Annotated in this window: 23 protein-coding genes and 2 tRNA genes; 11 read left to right on the top strand and 14 right to left on the bottom strand. The window is 38.7% G+C overall.

Going from position 1 to position 20,802, the window contains the following annotated elements; all coding sequences use genetic code 11:
• The first annotated feature begins 17 nt into the window (after positions 1-17).
• Both plsX and CRYPD_RS01270 read left to right on the top strand, forming a co-directional pair.
• Positions 18-1,034 carry a phosphate acyltransferase PlsX gene (gene plsX / locus CRYPD_RS01275; protein ID WP_138145759.1) on the top strand — a complete coding sequence of 339 codons (1,017 nt, stop codon included), beginning with the start codon at positions 18-20 and terminating at the stop codon, positions 1,032-1,034.
• Positions 1,027-1,971 (top strand): beta-ketoacyl-ACP synthase III, encoded by a 945-nt coding sequence (locus CRYPD_RS01270; RefSeq protein WP_138145758.1) that lies wholly within the window; start codon positions 1,027-1,029, stop codon positions 1,969-1,971. Before plsX ends, CRYPD_RS01270 begins: the two co-directional genes overlap by 8 nt.
• Here the strand turns inward: CRYPD_RS01270 and CRYPD_RS01265 are convergent.
• The 10 genes from CRYPD_RS01265 to ubiM all read right to left on the bottom strand — a co-directional run bounded on the left by CRYPD_RS01265 (position 1,968) and on the right by ubiM (position 12,209).
• The gene (locus CRYPD_RS01265) at positions 1,968-2,813 is read right to left on the bottom strand and encodes a polyprenyl synthetase family protein (protein ID WP_138145757.1); all 846 of its coding nucleotides are present in this window, start codon (positions 2,811-2,813) and stop codon (positions 1,968-1,970) included. The genes CRYPD_RS01270 and CRYPD_RS01265 overlap by 4 nt on opposite strands.
• Before the next feature lies 1 nt (position 2,814).
• Entirely contained in the window at positions 2,815-3,042 is a 228-nt protein-coding gene (locus CRYPD_RS01260; RefSeq protein WP_138145756.1) for an exodeoxyribonuclease VII small subunit, read from the bottom strand.
• Positions 3,042-3,878, bottom strand: coding sequence for an SDR family NAD(P)-dependent oxidoreductase (locus tag CRYPD_RS01255; RefSeq protein ID WP_138145755.1), 837 nt, complete (start codon positions 3,876-3,878; stop codon positions 3,042-3,044). The genes CRYPD_RS01260 and CRYPD_RS01255 overlap by 1 nt, the downstream gene beginning before the upstream one ends.
• 2 nt (positions 3,879-3,880) lie before the next feature.
• Entirely contained in the window at positions 3,881-5,041 is a 1,161-nt protein-coding gene (pcnB, locus tag CRYPD_RS01250; protein ID WP_138145780.1) for a polynucleotide adenylyltransferase PcnB, read from the bottom strand.
• Positions 5,042-5,060: 19 nt separating this feature from the next.
• Positions 5,061-5,456, bottom strand: coding sequence for a preQ(1) synthase (gene queF, locus CRYPD_RS01245; RefSeq protein ID WP_138145754.1), 396 nt, complete (start codon positions 5,454-5,456; stop codon positions 5,061-5,063).
• Positions 5,457-5,481: 25 nt separating this feature from the next.
• Positions 5,482-6,633 (bottom strand): LPS export ABC transporter permease LptF, encoded by a 1,152-nt coding sequence (gene lptF / locus CRYPD_RS01240; protein WP_138145753.1) that lies wholly within the window; start codon positions 6,631-6,633, stop codon positions 5,482-5,484.
• A gap of 34 nt (positions 6,634-6,667) precedes the next feature.
• Positions 6,668-7,930, bottom strand: coding sequence for a transcription termination factor Rho (gene rho / locus CRYPD_RS01235; RefSeq protein WP_138145752.1), 1,263 nt, complete (start codon positions 7,928-7,930; stop codon positions 6,668-6,670).
• A gap of 121 nt (positions 7,931-8,051) precedes the next feature.
• The gene (gene trxA / locus CRYPD_RS01230; RefSeq protein ID WP_138145751.1) at positions 8,052-8,378 is read right to left on the bottom strand and encodes a thioredoxin TrxA; all 327 of its coding nucleotides are present in this window, start codon (positions 8,376-8,378) and stop codon (positions 8,052-8,054) included.
• Between the two features lie 98 nt (positions 8,379-8,476).
• Positions 8,477-10,990, bottom strand: coding sequence for a [protein-PII] uridylyltransferase (gene glnD, locus CRYPD_RS01225; RefSeq protein ID WP_138145750.1), 2,514 nt, complete (start codon positions 10,988-10,990; stop codon positions 8,477-8,479).
• 4 nt (positions 10,991-10,994) lie between these two features.
• Positions 10,995-12,209 carry a 5-demethoxyubiquinol-8 5-hydroxylase UbiM gene (gene ubiM / locus CRYPD_RS01220; protein WP_138145749.1) on the bottom strand — a complete coding sequence of 405 codons (1,215 nt, stop codon included), beginning with the start codon at positions 12,207-12,209 and terminating at the stop codon, positions 10,995-10,997.
• Positions 12,210-12,256: 47 nt separating this feature from the next.
• Here ubiM and CRYPD_RS01215 point away from each other — a divergent pair, with 47 nt between their 5' ends.
• The 4 genes from CRYPD_RS01215 (at position 12,257) to CRYPD_RS01205 (ending at position 15,028) form a co-directional block, all read left to right on the top strand.
• Positions 12,257-12,682: a methyltransferase family protein gene (locus tag CRYPD_RS01215; RefSeq protein WP_138145748.1), complete on the top strand. Its 426-nt coding sequence runs from the start codon at positions 12,257-12,259 to the stop codon at positions 12,680-12,682.
• Positions 12,683-12,905: 223 nt separating this feature from the next.
• Positions 12,906-13,055, top strand: a complete 150-nt coding sequence (locus CRYPD_RS07825; RefSeq protein ID WP_171004268.1) for a hypothetical protein — start codon at positions 12,906-12,908, stop codon at positions 13,053-13,055.
• A gap of 135 nt (positions 13,056-13,190) precedes the next feature.
• Positions 13,191-13,967, top strand: coding sequence for a restriction endonuclease (locus CRYPD_RS01210; RefSeq protein ID WP_138145747.1), 777 nt, complete (start codon positions 13,191-13,193; stop codon positions 13,965-13,967).
• Positions 13,964-15,028, top strand: a complete 1,065-nt coding sequence (locus CRYPD_RS01205) for a site-specific DNA-methyltransferase (RefSeq protein WP_138145746.1) — start codon at positions 13,964-13,966, stop codon at positions 15,026-15,028. The genes CRYPD_RS01210 and CRYPD_RS01205 overlap by 4 nt, the downstream gene beginning before the upstream one ends.
• Positions 15,029-15,118: 90 nt before the next feature.
• On the opposite strand, the gene CRYPD_RS01200 is transcribed toward CRYPD_RS01205, so the two are convergent.
• Together CRYPD_RS01200 and CRYPD_RS07820 are read right to left on the bottom strand one after the other, a co-directional pair.
• The gene (locus CRYPD_RS01200) at positions 15,119-15,856 is read right to left on the bottom strand and encodes a polysaccharide deacetylase family protein (RefSeq protein WP_138145745.1); all 738 of its coding nucleotides are present in this window, start codon (positions 15,854-15,856) and stop codon (positions 15,119-15,121) included.
• A gap of 1 nt (position 15,857) precedes the next feature.
• Positions 15,858-16,025 (bottom strand): hypothetical protein, encoded by a 168-nt coding sequence (locus tag CRYPD_RS07820; RefSeq protein WP_171004267.1) that lies wholly within the window; start codon positions 16,023-16,025, stop codon positions 15,858-15,860.
• On the opposite strand from CRYPD_RS07820, the gene CRYPD_RS01195 reads away from it, so the two are divergent.
• Positions 16,014-16,262: a hypothetical protein gene (locus tag CRYPD_RS01195; protein ID WP_138145744.1), complete on the top strand. Its 249-nt coding sequence runs from the start codon at positions 16,014-16,016 to the stop codon at positions 16,260-16,262. The two genes, CRYPD_RS07820 and CRYPD_RS01195, sit on opposite strands and share 12 nt — an antisense overlap.
• A 188-nt stretch (positions 16,263-16,450) precedes the next feature.
• Here the strand turns inward: CRYPD_RS01195 and CRYPD_RS01190 are convergent.
• Positions 16,451-16,527: transfer RNA gene (locus CRYPD_RS01190), tRNA-Val, on the bottom strand.
• A 34-nt stretch (positions 16,528-16,561) separates the two neighbouring features.
• Positions 16,562-17,269: an orotidine-5'-phosphate decarboxylase gene (gene pyrF / locus CRYPD_RS01185; RefSeq protein ID WP_425290260.1), complete on the bottom strand. Its 708-nt coding sequence runs from the start codon at positions 17,267-17,269 to the stop codon at positions 16,562-16,564.
• 65 nt (positions 17,270-17,334) lie between these two features.
• On the opposite strand from pyrF, the gene CRYPD_RS01180 reads away from it, so the two are divergent.
• From CRYPD_RS01180 to CRYPD_RS01165, 4 genes are all read left to right on the top strand, one after another.
• Positions 17,335-17,411, top strand: a tRNA-Arg gene (locus tag CRYPD_RS01180).
• 15 nt (positions 17,412-17,426) lie between these two features.
• Entirely contained in the window at positions 17,427-17,819 is a 393-nt protein-coding gene (locus CRYPD_RS01175) for a GFA family protein (protein WP_138145742.1), read from the top strand.
• A complete protein-coding gene (aroC, locus tag CRYPD_RS01170) occupies positions 17,820-18,917 on the top strand; it encodes a chorismate synthase (RefSeq protein ID WP_138145741.1) in 1,098 nt (365 codons plus the stop codon).
• Positions 18,918-18,938: 21 nt separating this feature from the next.
• On the top strand, positions 18,939-20,462 hold the full coding sequence (locus tag CRYPD_RS01165) for a SulP family inorganic anion transporter (RefSeq protein ID WP_138145740.1): 1,524 nt from the start codon (positions 18,939-18,941) through the stop codon (positions 20,460-20,462).
• The last annotated feature ends 340 nt before the right edge of the window (positions 20,463-20,802 follow it).

Here is a 20,802-nt window from a genome sequence, read left to right as displayed (position 1 = left end):
TTTTATTAGGATTGTTGATGACAATTAAGGTGTCAATTGATGCTTCGGGGGGCGACCGCGGGATACCCACGACTGTTGCAGCGGGCATTAAGGCGCTAATCGCATTTTCAGATTTACATCTGGTTTTTGTGGGTGATAAGTCTAGTATTCAGGCAGAGTTTGACAAAAACATCAGTGCTCAAAAACACGCCAAGCGTTTTAGCATTGCCCATGCCAGTGAAGTTGTTGCTATGTGTGAATCACCCTCAACAGCACTACGCAAGAAGAAAGATTCTTCTATGCGTGTCGCCATCAATTTAGTCAAAGACAACTCCGTTGATGCTTGTGTCAGTGCTGGTAATACTGGTGCATTGATGGCGATTTCTCGCTTTGTGCTTAAAACCATCAAGGGCGTTGACCGCCCTGCTATTATGGGTCGCATGCCAACCATGAATGGACACACACATATGCTGGATTTGGGTGCAAATGTTGATTCTAAGCCTGAGGCATTACTTGAGTTTGCAGTTATGGGCTCTATTGCCGTTAAATACACTGAGAACATTGCCTTACCCACTGTTGGCTTGCTAAACATTGGAGAAGAAGAGATGAAAGGCAATGATAAGATCAAGCAAACAGCAGAATTACTCAAAGCCTCAGACCTTAATTATGTCGGTTTTGTTGAGGGCGATGACATTTACAAAGGCACAGTTGATTTAGTGGTTTGTGATGGTTTTGAAGGCAATATTGCCCTTAAAGCCAGCGAAGGCGTGGCCTCTATGATGGGTCATTATCTCAAACAAGCCTTCACTAAAAATATCTTTACCAAACTGATTGCCCTGATTGCCACCCCTGTTTTAAAAGATTTTAAAGCCAGTCTTAACCCTGGAAAATACAATGGTGCTAGTCTGTTAGGGTTGCGTGGTGTTGTCGTCAAAAGCCATGGCGGCGCTGATGTTGATTCGTTTTTTCAGGCAATTAAAGAAGCATACCTTGAGGTGCAAGCTAAAATTACTGAGAAAATAACAAAACAAGTAGGACAACAAACTCATGAATAAATTTGCAAGAATTATCGGCACTGGATCTTACTTGCCGCCAAAGATTGTTACTAATGACGACTTATCTAAGACGATTGACACCTCGGATGAGTGGATTACCAGCAGAACAGGCATCAAAGAAAGGCACGTCGTTACCAATGAAAGTACTTGTGATTTAGGTGTAATTGCAGCCAATAATGCGCTAGAAATGGCAGGCATTAATGCCAGTGAATTGGATTTGATTATTTTGGCCACCACTACCCCTGATAAAATTTTCCCAGCAACTGCCACCATGTTGCAAAACGCCATTGGTGCTAACTGCCCTGCCTTTGATTTGCAATCAGTTTGTGCGGGCTTTGTCTTTGCACTAACGACTGCCGAGCAATATATTAAAACTGGTACAGCCAACAAAATATTGATTGTTGGCAGTGAGACCTTGTCACGCATTGTAGATTGGAGCGACCGATCTACAGCTGTTTTGTTTGGTGATGGTGCTGGCGCTGTTGTGCTTAGTGGCAGCGAAGAGACAGGAATTTTGCATTCAAAACTCTTTAGTGATGGCAATTATTTATCTTCTTTGCAAGTGAATAATAACTACATCAACGAAACAGGCTTTATTGAGATGGCAGGCAACGAAGTCTTTAAGATTGCCGTTAGTCAGTTGTCATCTTTGGCACAAGACACATTGTCAGTCTGCAACCTAACCTCAGAGGATCTAGACTGGATGGTACCACATCAGGCCAATATTCGCATTATTTCAGCCGTTGCCAAGCGCATTAACACCCCAATGAGCAAGGTCATTGTTACCTTAGATAAGCACGGCAACACTTCTGCCGCCTCAATCCCCTTGGCACTTGATATAGCCGTGCGTGATGGCCGCATTCAAAAAGGACACACGCTATTGCTTGAGGGTATCGGCAGTGGCTTTAGTTGGGGCGGTATTCTACTTAAGTTTTAAAATTTTCTACTCTGTAATTTAACCGTTAAAGCCTTTAATTGCACTATATCTACATCAAGTGTATCCAAATCACTAAAAGCACGCTGATAAAGATTCTCATACTTGATTTTCGAGACCTCCAAGCCTAACAAAGTAGGGTAAGTGGGCTTGTTTTTATCTGCATCGGAATTCTGTTTTTTGCCCAATATTTCTTCAGGAGTCAGCACATCTAGCACATCGTCCTGAATTTGATATGCCAAGCCAATATTTGCAGCAAAACGCCCTAAAATTTGTAGCTCCTTCTCATTACAGGTATCAGCAACCAAAGCACCCAGTTTAATTGCACAGCCAAGCAAAGCACCTGTTTTTTTCTGATGCATATTTTGTAAAATATCAATACCCACCGTTTGTGCAGCCACGCTTAAATCAATCGACTGACCTTCTGCCATCTCAAAAGCTGCATGGGTCAGTGTTTGTAGTAAATCAATCCTTATTTTCGTTGATAACTGCACATCACTTGCCAAAACCTCAAAAGCCAACGCCTGCAAACCATCGCCTGCCAAGATGGCTTGTGCCTCGCCAAAACGCTTATGACAAGCGGGTTGGTTGTGGCGAATATCATCATCATCCATAGCAGGCAAATCATCATGGATTAAAGAATAGGCATGAATCAGCTCCACTGCACAGGCGCTAGAATCTGCCAAATCAAGATTAGCGCCAAAAGTATTGGCAACAGTGTAGGTTAAAATTGGTCGAAAACGCTTGCCGTTAGACAAAACGCTGTAACGCATTGCCTCGGTTAAACTGCCCTGATTAGATAAAACCCTGTCTAGGCACTGGTCAACACGCTGCACATAGTTCATTTTACGATTCTTTATCCAAAGGTTGCTGGGCTTGATAGCCATCAGCTGCACTAAGCAGGGATATTTTTTGTTCTGCCTCACTCAGTGCTGTTTGACATTGGCGGGTCAATATCACACCCTGCTCAAAGCGTTTTAAAGAATCTTCTAGGCTCAAATCTCCTGATTCCATTGTCTTCACAATATCCTCAAGTTCACTTAAGCCCTTATTAAAATCAAATTTTTCTGCCATTATTTTTCTCCGCTGCTACCCGCTTTATTTAGTATCTTATCCATTAACCAAGTCGGTAACAGTCTGATTAATATTGCAAACAATTTTGTTGGGAATGTTACCCGGTAATGAATTTTTGCCTGCTTTGCACTAAGTGCATGTAGGCAACATTTTAGCACCGCTTCTGCGGGTAAAGTAAAATCTGCCAAATTTTTTGATTGCAAGCGCTCAACCATCTTTTGATAATTGGTCTTATAATCGCTATTTTCCCTATCAATATGTTTGGAAAATGCCTTGTAGGCATTGGCTCTAAACTCAGATTCGATTGGTCCAGGCTGGATTAAGGACAACTGAATTTGGGTATTTGACAATTCTAAACGCAATGTATTGACCAAGCCTTCAATCGCAAATTTAGATGCATTATACGACCCACGAAATGGCATTGCTACAAAGCCTAATATTGAACTTAGGTAAATAATACGCCCTTCATTTTGGCGTTTCATTATTGGCAAAACCAAATTGGTTAATTCGTGCCAACCAAATACATTGGTTTGAAATTGTTGTTCTAACGCATAGCGGGACACATCTTCCAACGCCCCTACTTGCCCATAAGCACCGTTATGAATTAAGCCATAAAGTCTATCAGTTTTTGCAAAAACAGCACTCATTGCCGTATTGATTGACTCAGACGAAGCTAAATCTAACTGCAATGCCTCAAACCCCTGAGTTTTAAGTCGTTCCACATCCTTATTTTGCCTCGCAGTGGCAAATACTTGGTAGCCTGCTTGCTGTAAGCCTAAAGCTACGCACAACCCAATGCCACTGGAGCAACCTGTAATTAAAACAGACTTTTGCATAATTATGCGTCTCGTTGTTGTGCTGTAGTCCAAAACTCTGCCGTGGCTTTAAGTTCTGGATTAACGCTCTTGCTACGCAATACTAAAAAATCATAGCTCATTCTAAAGCGTGGATGTTGTAGTAAAAATTCTATTTTTTTAGGAGGCATTTTTTCCAGTTTAGCTTGCATCATCCAAATATCTCTCATTCTAGCACTCAAGTATCTGGGAATGGACACTTGTTTAATTTGGCGCATAATCACTTCATCACAGGCTTGCATCATTGCCAAATGAAAAGAGCGCTGTCGCTTTTTAATCAGGGCAAAACGCTCGTTTTGTGCTTGCCACAAAAACACAGCAAACAAAAAGGCTGGCGTTACTGACTGATTGCGTTTAATACGATTGGCAGTATTTATACACGCTTTTTTAACAAAATCATTGTTACGAGTTTGTTCAAACAAATACGCCAACAAGCCATATTTTTCTAATTGTTCATACACCTCAAAAGAATATTCATTTTGAAACAGCTTTACGCACTCTTCATATAGGCGTGCTGGGGATATATTGCCAAGCAATGGCGCCTGTTCTAAAATACAGGCATTGATTTCTGGACTTAATTTTGCGCCTAATTTTTTGCTAAAACGCACGGCACGAATCATACGCACAGGGTCCTGTTCAAAACGCTGCTTAGCATCGCCAATCATATGGATTTCCCTTGCCTCAAGGTCTTTTAAACCACCAACAAAATCAATCACTTCTTGCTTATGGATGTCGTAATATAGGGCGTTAATATTAAAATCCCGACGCACCACATCCTCTTCCAGCTTGCCATAACAATTATCATTCGTAATAACGCCGTTTTTAGCGGTTTGCACTTTGCCAGAGCGAAAAGTGGCAACCTCAATAAACTCTCGTGCGCCGAACATCACATGTACTAGGCGAAAACGCCGGCCAATCAAACGCGAGCGTTTAAATAGTTTGTGCACTTGCTCAGGCTTGGCATTGGTTGCCACATCAAAATCCTTAGGCTTTAAACCCAGTAGCAAATCTCGCACACAGCCACCCACTAAATAAACCTCAAACCCTGCTTTATGAATGGTATTGACCACCCGCAGTGCGTTTTTATCTAAAAGCTTCTTGTTAAATTGCACAGACTGACGCACAGGCGCTGTTTTCGTGCCCATTATCATTTGTGAGATTTTTTTAAAGATGTTGTAAATCAACGGTAGGTTTAGGCTGCCAGCCTGCTTGTTGGTGCTCAGCAATGATGGTGGTATAAACCCCGCCACGCACATTAAAAATCGCCTTAAGGCGCATAAACCTAGGATTAGTGGCTGCCACCAAATCCTCCAAAATTTGATTGGTCACTGCCTCATGGAACGAGCCTTCATTACGAAACGACCAAATATACATTTTTAAAGACTTAAGCTCAACGCAAGTCTTATCTGCAATGTATTCTAGATGCAATATGGCAAAGTCTGGCTGCCCCGTCTTTGGACATAGGCAGGTAAATTCTGGCAACTCAATTTGAATCACATAATCGCGTTGCGTATTTGGGTTGTCGAAAACTTCTAAAGTTTTACTAGCTTGAGATAACATTTAATAAGTTCCTTTAAGAAATGGGTTATTTTACAAAAAATCGTGCCGTGGTCAATAGCTTTTGATGTCGATAGGCATATAATAGTAAAATAAAAATCAACATCAGCAAATGCACCCACCACAAACCTACTAGAGCAGAAGTTTCTCCATGCTCCAAAGATGACTTGGCAATGAGTAAAACATTATTGTATAAAATAAAAATTATCACACCAAACAAGACGCCTAAGTTTTTTCCACCTCTAGAGGGTGCTTTTCCTAACAAAACCCCCAAAAATGATAAAATAAAGATACTCAATGGCTGTGACAATCGCCATTGAAATTCTGCCATATCTTTAGGGTTATTTGAATGGAATAAATCAAGCATTCCTTGCGATTCTTCCCCAGTGAAATTTATATTGGGCTGCACTGCCTCACCATCAACAATTTGCAAATCATACAAATCAAAATCTAGAATTCTTTTATTAACATCAGTTAGAAACCCATGATAACGCTTGCCATTCTGCAAGCGTAAATAAACGCTATTAGTCACGGGGTCTATATATTTTTTCGCTTGTTTTGCTAAAGTAATAATAGGTTCTCCATTCACCAGTGTATAAATAAACACGGATTCCATTTTTTGCTGTGCATCACTGCCACTGTCTTCCACCTTGGAGGTGTAAAAAACAATATTGCCGTTTTTAAATTTTTGAAATTCTTTTTGCTTCACAAAAGAAAACTCTGAAGCATTATCGCTACGATTCAGAATAACATCCCTTTCCTGCTTAGTCCAAGGCACCGCAATGGTGGTTAAAAATAAAACAAAGATAAAAATAGACAAAACCACAGGCTGTATAAACACCATAAAATGCTTATCCCCCACGCCAAGTGAGTTCATTACAATCGCCTCTGAATTCTTGTAAAACTTACTAATTGCCAAAATAATCGCTAAAAACAACGACAAAGACAGCATTAGAGGAATATCTCTAATCATATTAAAACTGATTAATGGCAATAAATCAGTCGCAGAAATGCCATACTTAAGACTTTCGTTAATCATTGACGCTACTTGATTGCCAAATATCACTAAACTGATAACTAGAAAAATAGCACCTGTCAATACCCACACATTGCGCATCAGATATTTTGCAATAATACTATCAATTAAAGCATAAGCTCTCTTAAAAATAGATACTTTCATCCCTTAAGTATAGATGAAGTAAATAAAGATCTTACTATTTCTTTTGTGACATTGAAGAGAAAAATTCATCATTGGTTTTGCTTAGTTTTAAACGGTCAATTAAGAATTCTGCCGCTTCTACCGTATCCATCGGATGCAAAATCTTGCGCAAAATCCACATTTTTTGCAACTCTTTTTCATCGGTAATCAGTTCTTCACGGCGTGTGCCAGAGGCGTTAATATTAATGGCTGGGAAAATGCGTTTTTCACTCAAGCGGCGCTCCAAGTGTAGTTCCATGTTGCCTGTGCCTTTAAATTCCTGATAAATAACTTCATCCATTTTTGAGCCTGTATCAATTAATGCCGTAGCAATAATAGTAATGCTACCGCCATTTTCAATGTTTCTCGCCGCACCAAAAAATCGTTTAGGTCGTTGCAAAGCATTAGCATCAACACCGCCCGTTAATACCTTGCCTGAAGAAGGAGCAATGGTGTTATAAGCACGCGCTAAACGCGTAATTGAATCTAATAAAATAATCACATCCTTGCCTTGTTCAGCACGGCGTTTGGCTTTTTCAATGACAATTTCTGCCACTTGGACATGGCGTTTGGCTGGCTCATCAAAAGTTGAGGCAACCACCTCACCACGCACAGTGCGTGCCATTTCTGTTACTTCCTCAGGGCGCTCATCAATCAGCAAAACAATTAGCTCGCATTCTGGATGATTGCGTGAAATTGAGGTGGCAATATTTTGCATAATCATGGTTTTTCCCGCCTTGGGCGGTGCTACCAACAAACCCCTTTGCCCTTTACCAAAAGGCGCAACAAGGTCAATCATTCTGGCAGTAATATCCTCGGTGCCGCCATTGCCAACCTCTAAAGTGATGCGTTCATCTGGGTGTAGCGGCGTGAGTGAGGCAAAAGGAATTCTATTTCTAACATTGTCTGGATCTTCGCCATTAACCTCAGAGACTTTTACTAGGGCAAAGTATTTTTCACCTTTTTTAGGTGCACGAATCTTGCCAGTAACCACATCACCTGTTGATAAATTAAAACGACGAATTTGATTAGGGGAAGCATAAATATCATCTGGACCAGAAACATAAGAGTCATCTGCCGACCTTAAAAAACCATAGCCCTCTTGTAATATATCCAACACGCCATCGCCTAACACCTCCTCGTCATTAGCAGATTTGTGTTTTAAGATGGCAAAAATAAGCGCTTGTTTCTTAGCACGAGAGATATTTTCAATGCCCAAAGATTGTGCTAGCTCTAATAATTCGGCAGCTGTGGAGCGTTTTAGTTCGGATAGTTTCATGTAATTTCCAATAGATGTAAAAAAGAATCGTCAGTCAGAATTGAGCGACATAGGTGCTACTTGGCAGCAATTAAGGGTTTAAAATAAAAATAAGTTAGTTTGTAAGTTTAAGTGATGTCTCTTAAATATTTGCATCTATAAAAGTGCTTAATTCTGCCTTAGACAAAGCGCCCATTTTAGTTGCCTCAACCACACCATCCTTAAACAACAGCACTGTTGGTATACCACGAATGCCATATTTTGGTGGAGTTTGGTCGTTTTCATCAATATTAATTTTAGCAACAATCACCTTGCCATCATACTCATCGGCAATTTCATCAAGTATTGGTGCCAATGCTTTACAAGGCCCACACCATGGTGCCCAAAAATCTACCAAAACTGCCTGCGATGAATTAACAACATCTAACTCAAAAGAATCGTCCGTTACTACTTTAATTTTATCATTCATATATTGTTATGTGTTTTATTGTTTAAGGGGAAATAGTATCACTAGAAAAAGCGATTTAGGTAAATTATAGCGTCTATTATAAGCTTGGTAACATTATTTTATAATTTTTCTTGCAAATACTGCTTTAGTCGCTGCTGCTGCTGCTTATCTAATGGCTGTTGCTTGGCATTACTGATAAAGAAAATATCCTCTACTCGCTCGCCCATAGTGGATATTCTCGCATTAACCAAACGAATATCTAACTGATAGAAAATATGAGCGATATTAGACAACAAGCCTTGTTTGTCAATCACACTTACCTCAACTTGAGTGAGATTCCACTTATCATTATGTGAAAACACAATGCGCATTTTATGGTCAAAATGTCGATGTGCGTATTTGTCACTCATTGCCCCCACATCAACGCTTGCTTGTGCCAATTTGTCTTCTATGATTTGACTAATGTCATTCTGTTCCATTATTTCATCTTGTAACACGCTAATAGTGTTGTAAGCCTTATTGCTCTTACTGGTTAAGATTTTTGCATCGACAATATCCAGACCTAATTTTTCAATAATACTTACCAATTTAAAAAACAGGCCCTTGGAATCATCACCATACACAAAAATATCTACTACACTGTGTTCAGACAGGCGTTGTGCTACTCTGATGGCTTTATCACCTGTTTTTCTAAACAACTGTAAATGCCACAAAATATCCTCAAGCTGATAGCGTAAAAAATAATCTTTTGGCAAAGTGCCAAGTATTTTTTCCACTTGCTCAATACCGTAGCCCTGCTGTTGAAGTTTGACTGCCAACGCTTGTTTAACTGTCTGAGCCCGCTTATTAATACTGGGCGGTTTAACCTGTGTTTGCAACTGCTCTTTGGTTTTGTAAAATAATTTCTTCAAAAGCGAATCTTTCCAACCATTCCATAATCCCTCTTTTGTGGCACGAATATCGGCAACCGTTAATAAATATAAAAACTGCAAAAATTGCACAGATTTTACCGTTTTGGCAAACTGATGAATAACATCAAAATCCTCAAGGTCTTGTTTTTGTGCTATTTGTGACATTAACAAATGCTGCTCCACCAAGCCTGACACCAAAGCAATATCGCTGGTTTTAAAGCGATGATGTGTTAAAAAATCACGCACATCTTGCGCCCCTAAAACTGCATGATCACCGCCCCGCCCTTTGGCAATATCATGAAACAGCCCTGCCAATAACAACAACTCAGGTTTAGCAATATTTTGTGCCAGCTCACTGCAAAGCTCGAACTCTTTGGCAAAATCATCAACAAAGAAACGCCTCAGATTACGAATCACAAATAAAGTATGCTGATCCACCGTATAAGCATGAAATAAATCATATTGCATCAGCCCTGTTATCCTGCCAAAGGCAGGAATATAGCGCTCTAACACACCATAACGATTCATTAGTTTTAAAGCCTTATTGATGCCGTGTTTTTGTTGTAATAGCTCAATAAACAAACGATTATTTTGTCGTTTTTTATAATAATTTTTATCAATTAACTCAATGTCTTTTTGCATCTGCCTGAGTGTATCTGCGCTAATACCACGCACATAATTGTGCTTAGCAACCAACAAGAAAATTTCAATAAAAGCTGATGGATGCTTGACAAAAACAGCATTATTCATCATATAAATATAGCCGTGATTAATAACAAAATGCGCATTTAAATTCTGCGTATGCAACACGCTTTGTTCAAATAATTGCAATAAAATATCATTCAAACGCGCCACCTTAGTCGCCGCTTGATAATAATCACGCATCAACTGCTCAACTGCAATACTCTCGCCATCTTGATACCCCAGCACACTTGCTATTTCTCGCTGATATTGAAAAGCCACTCTGTCTTCTCGCCGTTTGGCAACAATGTGTAAGGCAAAACGCACCTTCCATAAAAACAACTGCGATTGCATCAACAAATCATATTCACCCTGCGTTAAGAAATCCTTGTCCACTAAGTCAGAAAAAAGATTAACATCAAAATACCATTTTGCCACCCATGCCACTGTTTGAATATCACGCAACCCGCCAGGGCTTTCCTTGAGGTTTGGCTCTAAATTATAGGCAGTATTGGAATAATTAAGATGGCGGTTATGTTGCTCTTTTTGCTTGCCAACAAAGAACGACTGCGAAGACCAATCGCTCGCCTCAATCATGGCTTTCATTTTTAAAAATAAGGATTCCTTGCCTACAAGAATACGAGATTCTAATAAATTTGTAACCACACTCAAATCATCAATATTGGCAACACAATCCGCCATATCACGCGTGGCATGCCCTACTTCCAAACCCACATCCCACAAAAAAGTTAAAAACTTAGATAGACTTTGTTGATACACATCGTGACCACTATCAGGGATTAAAATCAACAAATCAATGTCAGAATGCAGGTGCAATTCACCCCGACCATAACCACCTACCGCTGCCAAACACAAATGACTGTCAATCTTAAGTCCTTGCCAAATATCGACCAATAAAACATCTATCTCATCGCTGCGTTTTTGCACCAAAACACCGACTGAGTCAGGATTTTTTAAGAAGTCTTGCTCAAGCGAGGTTTGTAATGCCTGGTATCTGCTTTTAAAGGCTTCTAACTGCATAAAGTTACTTACCTAACACTTTTTTTAAGGTGGGAAAGCCCTTACTAGACTCGGTCAAGTGGCGGGTAATTAAATACTTAATCGGCGGAAAACGCTCAGCAAGATTTAGCACAAATCGCCTGATTTGCTTAATCATCGGCGCATCATTAGTAAATAACGCCACAATCCCATTGGTGCCAAAAAACATAATTTTAGTAAGATGAATGTGCTTCCTCTCAAACAAACTCAGCAAAGACTGTGAGCCAATATCCTGCCCCCGTGTCAACGCCTCTTGCACCAATGTTGCTAAAATATCCTGCCCTCTCAGTCCCAAATTAAAACCATGTGCCGTTACCGGATGCATACCCACAGCCGCATCACCAATCAACGCAAAACGATTGGCAATAAAAGTTTGTGCATGCACACCCACCAATGGATAAAAATGACGCTCACCGACCTGCGTCAACTGCCCCAATTCCCCCCTAAAATCTTTTGTCATTTTAGCGTTAAATGCCTCCTCACTCATCTCTATCACTGCTTGAGACTTGTTTGTCGCCACAGTCAACACCACAGAAGACTCATTTCCTATCATAGGCAATAACGCCAAAGTTTGCCCATAATCAAAACACTCTAAAGCAATATTTTGATGACTTTTCTCATGTTTCATCTTAGTCACAATCATTACCTTAGAAAAATCCTTCATCACAGAGGGGATGCCGACCTTACGGCGAATATTAGAAAAACGACTGTCTGCAGCAATCACCAATTTAGCCTTAACCGTTGTCGCATCAGCAAAAACAACAGTTGAATGCAACTCACCATCATCCACACTCTCCACTGAAGTATCACAAACCACTGTAATATTATCCGCTTGTGCCACACGCTGATATAACGCTTGTCGCAACTGATAATTTGGCACCAAATAGCCCAATGCCTCCACACCAGAACCCTCAGATTTAAAATTCAACAACGATGCCGAATCACCATCAAAAACCTTAGCCTCTTTAAGTAAAGATACCTCATTCTGATCTATCAAATTCCAAACACCCAACTTTTTTAAAATACGAAGAGACAAATGCGTTAATGCAATCTCCCTACCGTCATAAGTTGGCTTGGAAATCGCCTCCAAACTGGATTTTTCCACCACCAAAACCCGCACATCAGCCCCCATCATCGAACAAGCAAAGCTTAATCCTGCTGGCCCACCGCCAATAATAACAATGTCATAATTAGTTTGCATTTTTAGTTTATAAAATAATAGTATAATATTGCGTATTATAACTACCAATGCACCAATACCAAATTATGTTTTATGTCATTGTTCAATTCGGTTGTATTTTTTATCTTATTTTTAACACACACCTCAATGCACTCAATTATGCCCTCATCGGCATCGGGTTTATCATTGGACTCAGTGCTATAATAGCAATGAAATTAGACAATTTCAATATACAGCCAGCCTTAAAAAGCCAACATAAATTAATTACAAACGGCATCTACCACTGGATACGCCACCCCATGTACACCAGCGTATTAACCCTATGCCTAGCACTCGCCCTAAGCAACAACCACCTATTTTCACAACTCGCTCTATTAGCATTAACAATCATTTTAATCCTAAAATCTAATTTAGAAGAAAAACTCCTTACTCAACGCTTTTCTGATTACCCAACTTACAAAAAGAAAACAGGTCGTTTTATCCCTTTTTTATAAGCCACCCCTTATAAAGCCTATACAAAACAAAGCTAGTAACACATACAGTAAGTTCAAACATTCATCCCTTACTACTAAAACACCCCCACCTAAAAATACACCCATAAGTTTATGCACCCTTATTCTCACAGCATAAAAACAAAGATTATGTCACACATTTATCAAACAATTGACTTACCTTCTGTTATAATTTTTTGCTAATATTAGAGACCTTTGCATAAATATGAATAATCATCAAAAATCCACTTTTCACCCGCTTGGCGATTTTTTAAACCCAGCCTTAGCCCTGCTAGGACAAGGTTTAATAAAATCACCAATCTGGCAAAAATTGAATTTTGCTAATCATCCCTATTTATGCAAAGGTCTCTATTAAATTTAAATGACAACTTAGTTTTTAATTTTTAACCTCAATCACACATTAGATAAAAATATACACTTTAGTTTAAAAACAGATAGAATTTGGCTGCTTTACAGGATTTATTTTTAATATCGTAATATAAGGAAACAAATGAACCACTGGACAAAATTAAGTATTGAGTTTGCAAGCCAAAGAAATTATTTGGATGAGTTATTTAGTGTTTACCCCACAATTCCAGAAGGTATTAGAGATATTGATAAAAACTTATGGCAACAAGTAGAGCAATCTTTTCAAGCCAAAAATAATATTGATTTATTAAATATTTTATTAAAAATGGATTTGTTTCCAATCAAAGATTCTTATGTAGCCTACCTTAAAAGAGATAACGGCTCAATATCAAGAAACCCAAATACTGTAGATAGATTATGCGGAAGATTGTATGAAATGGGTTTGGATAAAATTTTTGAAAGATGTTCAGAGCCAAAAGAAACAAATAGACAAATTGGACCATTATTTAAACGCTGGCTAAATAATGGGGTGTTGGGGATAATACCAGTAACAATAGAAGAATTTTCTAATTCAAAAAATAACGCAATATTAGATGCAAGTGATGCTCAAATGATGGAATTTGCTAAACAACATTTAGGATATAAACACAATAAAGGGTTAGATTTTGTTGCAAGATTTAATGGTGTATATGTCATTGGTGAGGCGAAGTTTCTAACAGATTTTGGTGGTCATCAAAATGCACAATTTAATGATGCAATGACCACTGTTAAATCTAATGTTAATGCTGTAACAGTTGCAATTTTAGATGGCGTGCCATATATTGACAGTACAAACAAAATGTGCAAAGCAGTCAGAAAGCAAAGCAAACATAATATTATGAGTGCCTTAATACTAAGAGATTTTTTATACTCATTATGAAAAATTTACTAATTCAGGGAGATAATCTAAAAGGGCTTAAATTTTTACTTAATGATGGAAATATGAGTGGGAAAATTGATTTAATCTATATAGATCCTCCTTTTGCTACGAATGGAAATTTTACAATAACCAATGGAAGGGCATCAACCATCAGTAATTCAAAAAATGGTGAAATTGCTTATTCCGATAAACTGAAAGGCAAGGAATTTATAGATTTTTTAAAAGACAGATTGATTTTGTTAAAAGATTTATTATCAGAACAAGGTTCTATTTATTTGCATATTGATTATAAAATTGGTCATTATGTAAAAGTCATGATGGATGAAGTTTTTGGTATTGAAAATTTTAGAAATGACATAACCAGAATAAAATGCAACCCTAAAAATTTTAAAAGAACGGGTTATGGCAATATAAAAGATATGATTTTATTTTATTCAAAATCTACCAAGCCTATTTGGAACGAGCCCAGAGAGAAATACACTCAACAAGATATTGAAAGGCTGTTTAAAAAAACCAAACAAGGTAGAAAATATACGACCGTGCCAATTCATGCCCCAGGGGAAACAGAAAATGGAAAATCCAACCAACCATTTAAAGGCATTATGCCCCCAATAGGCAGACATTGGCGCACAGATGTGCAAACATTAGAAAAATGGGATAAAGAAGGGTTGATTGAATGGTCAAGCACTGGAAATCCAAGAAAAATTATTTTTGTTGATGAAAGAGAAGGGAAGAGAGTGCAAGACATTTGGACGCATAAAGACCCTCAATATCCTGATTACCCAACAGAAAAAAACGCTGATATCTTGGATTTAATTATCAAAACTTCATCTAATCAAAATAGTATCGTTTTAGATTGTTTTTGTGGTTCCGGAACAACTTTAAAATCCGCTCATTTATTAAATAGGCAATGGATAGGAATAGATGAGTCAAATTTAGCAATAAAAGTAACAACTGAGAAAATAAATAGCATTAAAGATAATCTTTTTATTTTAAAACCAGAATATAGTTTAGTGGATTTGAATGATGAAGAAACGACTAACACAGTAGTCGACTGTTAACACATCAGCTGAATTCAAGCGTTAAACTGATTTTTCTCTTTTCTGAAAATTATGAAATACGAGGATTTACACAATCTAGCTTACGGGGTGTTATGGATAGTCTTTTAATTGACTGATTTTATAGCCGTCTTTACTTTTCAAAAGATCTATTAATTTTTTAAGTTCGGATTCTTCATATTGATACCGAAACATTTCATCATGGCTTAGTAGCACAATATGGGATTTTGTAAAAGTTTTATCGTTATTAAGTTTTTTTTCAATTTCTTTAAAAATATCCTCGGCCGCTCCTATTGGCTTCCCTGTGTGAGGGTCGTGTGCCCATTCTAAATCCCAACCAAATAGTGAAAATCCATTTTTAGCTAATAAATCTGCTGCCGCTATGCCACTGCTCACATCGTTTCTACTTCTTCCCTTGATACGCCACATATTCCTACCGGGCAATCTTCCTATTTTATTGTCTAATGCTAAAGTATCTTTATTTCTAATAAAATCATTGAGCACGCCTTTAGGGGTTGAGTAATATAACTTATAACGGTTGTTTGCATGACTGTAACTATGATTTCCGACCCCAATAAATTTATTCTCTTTATAAAGTTTTACATCTTTAGGTCTTGCCAAAGCATGCTCGCCTACTAACATAACGAAAATTGGCAATTTCTCTGCTAATACCGCATCATTTATTCTTCGACTTCCATTCAAAGGGCCATCATCAAAAGTTAAATAAATGTGCTTAACTTTTTTATGGGCATTCTGTTCTATTGACTGTGCTTGACTGTTTGTAGTAAAAGAAGATAGCAAAATTATTAAGCCGTATATTATGTTTTTCATTTCATAACTCCATTATAGTAAATACGAGACCTTTGCATAAATAGGGATGATTAGCAAAATTCAATTTTTGCCAGATTGGTGATTTTATTAAACCTTGTCCTAGCAGGGCTAAGGCTGGGTTTAAAAAATCGCCAAGCGGGTGAAAAGTGGATTTTTGATGATTATTCATATTTATGCAAAGGTCTCAATACATATTTTTTTTCTATTTTTCACCACTGAGATGAATTTTATACTAAGGTTTATAGTTTTTTTGAGTTTTTTACACAAAGCAATACTATGCGTGGAAATAACAACACGAAGTAGGGAAGGGTTTGTAACCCTTCCCAAAGCCAGACTTCACACACTAAGAGAAATTGCAAACCTTTTTTCTGCTTGTGGGAATGGACGGGAAAAAGAAGGGTTATAAATCCTTCCCTACTCCTTATTATCAAGTTTCTCGGGTGTATTCTCATTTCTATGTGGAATGGAAAAACAAGGGTAATTTAACCCATTAAAGTTGGCATAAAATTCTGGTAATTTTAAACAACAGTCCATATTGTTAAATCAATGGTTTGTAAAAAAGCCATCTATATTAAGATGGCTTTTTTTATAATTTGGTAGTCGCGAGTGAACTCGAATCACCGACCCCTACCATGTCAAGGTAGTGCTCTAACCAACTGAGCTACGCGACTATTGAAGAAGGGGGGAATTATACCGAAAAGCTTGTTAGAAACAAGTTTTAATAATATTTTGAATTTCACTGGCGGCTTGGTAAGGGTTGTTGGCGTTTTTAATGGGGCGGCCGACAACAATGTAATCTGTGCCAGATTTAAATGCGGTTGCCACATCGACTACGCGTTTTTGGTCATCATCATTGGCTACGGGGCGAATGCCGGGGGTTACGGCAATTAACTTGTTGTCAACATATTCACGCAAAAATGGGACTTCTAAACCTGAGGATACTACGCCATCACATCCTGCTTCAAAGGCGCGTTTGGCACGAGAAATAACCAAATCTTGCACATCACATTTAAAACCTAAATCATCCAAATCACCTCTGTCAAGACTGGTGAGTGCGGTTACTGCTAGGATTTTGAGGTCGCCTTTGTTTTCGGCGGCTCTTTCCATTAAGGCTTGATTGCCGTGGATAGTGGCAAAGGTGGCGCCATATTGGCTTAATCGTTTAATGGTTCTGCCGACGGTTTCTGGCACATCGAAGAATTTTAAATCAACAAAGACTTTTTTATCTTTGGCAATCAACCAGTCCATTAACTGAAAATATTGCCCTGTCATCAACATTTCCATGCCAATTTTATAAAAGGTAACGCTGTCATCAAGTTGATTAACCAAATCTTTAGCTTGTTTTACTTCTGGCACATCTAGGGCAAAAATTAACCTATCTTCAGTCTTAATATTTTTCATAGTATTTTTTATCTAATAAAATGCTTGAATTATACTGTGAGAATTTTGTATAAATATTGTAAAATACTGATAATTTTGTCCTTGTGGCTCAGCTGGATAGAGCAGCCGCCTCCTAAGCGGCAGGTCAGTGGTTCGAATCCACTCAAGGACGCCAATTAAAGGAGTTAGAATGCACCAAGGTGAATGTTTATGTGGGAAGGTTAAATTTCAAATTACACAGAAAATTACAGATATCATTATGTGTCATTGTAGCGAATGTCGCCGTGTTCAGGGCACGGCATTTGCCACGAATGGAAATGTGGAGAGTAAGAATTTTAAATTTTTAAAGGGGGAAAGCAATTTGACCGAATTTAAAGAAAACGACAATAAAAGTCGCTTTTTTTGTCAATCTTGCGGGGCACCGATTATGGCAAAACTTAAAAACAATCCAGATTACACAAGAATTAGATTGGGCTTGATTACCAATAAAATTGAAGAGGCGATTGAAAAACATATTTTTGTTGATTCAAAAGCAAATTGGGAGGTGATTTGTGATGACATCCCCCAGCACAAGGAGTGGTAAATGAGTGGCAATAGTATCGGTAAATTATTTACAATAACCACCGCTGGTGAATCGCATGGTGAGGCATTGGTTGGTATCGTGGATGGCTGCCCTCCCGGTATGGCGTTGAATGAGGCGGATTTGCAAGGCGATTTAGACCTGAGAAAACCCGGCACTTCTCGCCACACAACACAACGCCGTGAAGCGGATTTGATTAAGATTTTATCAGGCACCTTTGAGGGCAAAACTACAGGTATGCCGATTGCACTCATTATCCAAAACACCGATCATCGATCTAAAGACTACGGCAATATCGCCAATTCGTTTCGTCCAGGGCATGCGGATTATACTTATCAACAAAAATATGGCATTCGTGATTATCGTGGTGGTGGTCGCTCTAGTGCGAGAGAAACGGCGATGCGAGTTGCGTGTGGTGGTATTGCTAAAAAATATTTAAAACAAGCATTTGACATTGAAATTAAAGGTTATCTTGCACAATTGGGTTCAATTAAAATAGAGGCGTTGGATTGGAATGAAGTACATAACAATCCTTTCTTTTGCCCTGATGTTAATAAAGTATTAGAACTTGAAAATTATATAGATGCCTTGAGGAAATCAGGCGATTCTATTGGGGCACGCATTAATATCGTTGCTACGAATATGCCTGTTGGACTGGGTGAGCCGATTTTTGATAGATTAGAGGCGGATGTAGCGCATTCAATGATGAGTATTAATGCGGTTAAAGGGGTGGAAATTGGTGCTGGATTTAATGTTGTCACGCAAAAAGGCACAGAACATCGGGACACCATTACTGCAAAAGGTTTTAAATCTAATAACGCGGGTGGAACGCTGGGTGGTATTAGTTCTGGGCAGGATTTACTGGTGTCTATTGCACTCAAGCCAACTTCAAGTTTACGGTTACCAATTGACAGTATTGACAAAGATGGAAAGCCGACGGAAGTTATCACCAAAGGACGGCACGACCCTTGTGTGGGTATTCGTGCTACGCCAATTGCTGAGGCAATGTTGGCGATTACGCTAATGGATCATGTGATGCGTCATCGTGCACAAAATACAGGAGTCAAATCATCCACCCCTATTGTACCCGCAAGCAAATAATCAACAAAAACAAGGAATAAAATGCTCTTTTCACTTATCCATAAGTATCTTTCTGTTAATCCAAAAAATGATATTTTATCAGGCTTAACCGTTGCCTTAGCCTTGGTGCCTGAGGCGGTTGCCTTTGCCCTACTGGCTGGCGTAAGCCCTTTAGTCGGTTTATATGCTGCCTTTACCATTGGGCTGGTAACTTCAATTATAGGGGGTCGCCCCGGTATGATTTCTGGTGCAACAGGTGCGATTGCTGTGGTGATTGGCACGCTGGTAGCAATGCATGGTGTGGCGTATTTATTTGCTGCGGTGATACTCACGGGTATTTTGCAAATAGCTTTTGGTTTATTTAAACTTGGTAAGTTTATTCGCCTTGTGCCACATCCTGTGTTTTTGGGCTTTGTTAATGGCATTGCTATGGTTATTTTTATCGGGCAAATCAAACAATTTAAAATTGATGGTGCGTGGATTACGGGCGAACCATTACTCATTATGCTGGGTATTATTGCTGCCACAATGGCAATTATTCAATTTTTACCAAGATTCACTAAGGCGGTTCCTGAAATTTTAGTGGCTGTTATTGTGGGTAGTTTGGCAGTCATTTGGCTGGGGCTTGACACGCGCACGGTAGGTGATATTGCTTCAATTAAAGGGGGGTTTCCTGCTTTTCATATTCCTGATGTCGCCTTCAATTGGCAAACATTACAAATTATTTTTCCTTATGCGTTAACCATGGCGTTAGTTGGCTTGATTGAAAGCCTATTGACGCTAAATCTAGTGGATGATTTAACAGAAACCACAGGGCAGCCCAACCGAGAAAGTATTGGGCAAGGTGTTGCTAATACGATAACAGGATTGTTTGGCGGCATGGGTGGCTGTGCCATGGTGGGTCAAAGTATTATTAATGTCAAATCTGGTGGTCGTGGGCGCTTGTCAGGCGTGGTTGCTTCTGTTGCACTGTTGTTGTTCATTCTTTACTTGTCTGAATATATCGAAATGATTCCAATTGCCGTTCTCATCGGGGTGATGTTTATGGTGGTTATTGGCACTTTTGAATGGTGCACACTTCGTCTATTTGGCAAAATACCCGCATTGGACATTGTTACTGGTATTTCGGTGGCAGCGATCACTGTCTTAACTGACAATTTAGCATTAGCAGTAATTGTTGGCGTGATTTTGTCTGCCCTATCGTTTGCTTGGGAATCTGCCAGTAAAATTTTTATCAAAAGCAGTAAAAACGACAAAGGTGATAATGTATATAAAATAAACGGCACTTTATTCTTTGCTTCAAAAGAGCATTTTCAAGAATTATTTAATCCTAAAGCAGACAGTAATGATGTTTATGTTGATTTTGGTAATGCCAGAGTGCTAGACCACTCAGCCATTCAAGCCATTGACAAACTGGCAATGCGTTACAAACGAGTTGGCAAAACGCTACACTTACAACATCTCAGTGCCGAATGCCGATTGCTGTTAAAAGCCGCTAAAAATTTGGTGGAAGTTAATGTTCTAGAAGACCCTACCTACCATGTAGCAGATGACAAACTTGCTTAAAAAATACTTGAATTTTTCAAGAGAAAGAGAAAAACAGAAGCCTTTGGTTGGTTTTTATAAAAAAAAGGCTTATTACTTAGTCAACCCTTAAAAACCACACAACAAACTGATTTATAACAATAAAACCACAATATATCACAGACAAATCAACCAGATTTTGATAAAATACCCTATCTTTCTTGGTCGTTTTGCTGATAAAAAATGCTAACAAAATCAACCCCAAACACAGGTCAACAAAATCTTTTTCATTCAGAGCTTTTCTCCCAATTAGACACTAAAGACCCTTTAATACAGCTGGCCAATGCCATTAACTGGGCAGTCTTTGATCATAGCTTTGAGC

Source organism: Bathymodiolus heckerae thiotrophic gill symbiont (genome assembly GCF_900180345.1).
Taxonomy (GTDB): Bacteria; Pseudomonadota; Gammaproteobacteria; order PS1; family Pseudothioglobaceae; genus Thiodubiliella.
The sequence above is the reverse complement of the archived record's forward strand: the minus strand, read 5'-3'. Positions and strand labels throughout refer to the sequence as shown.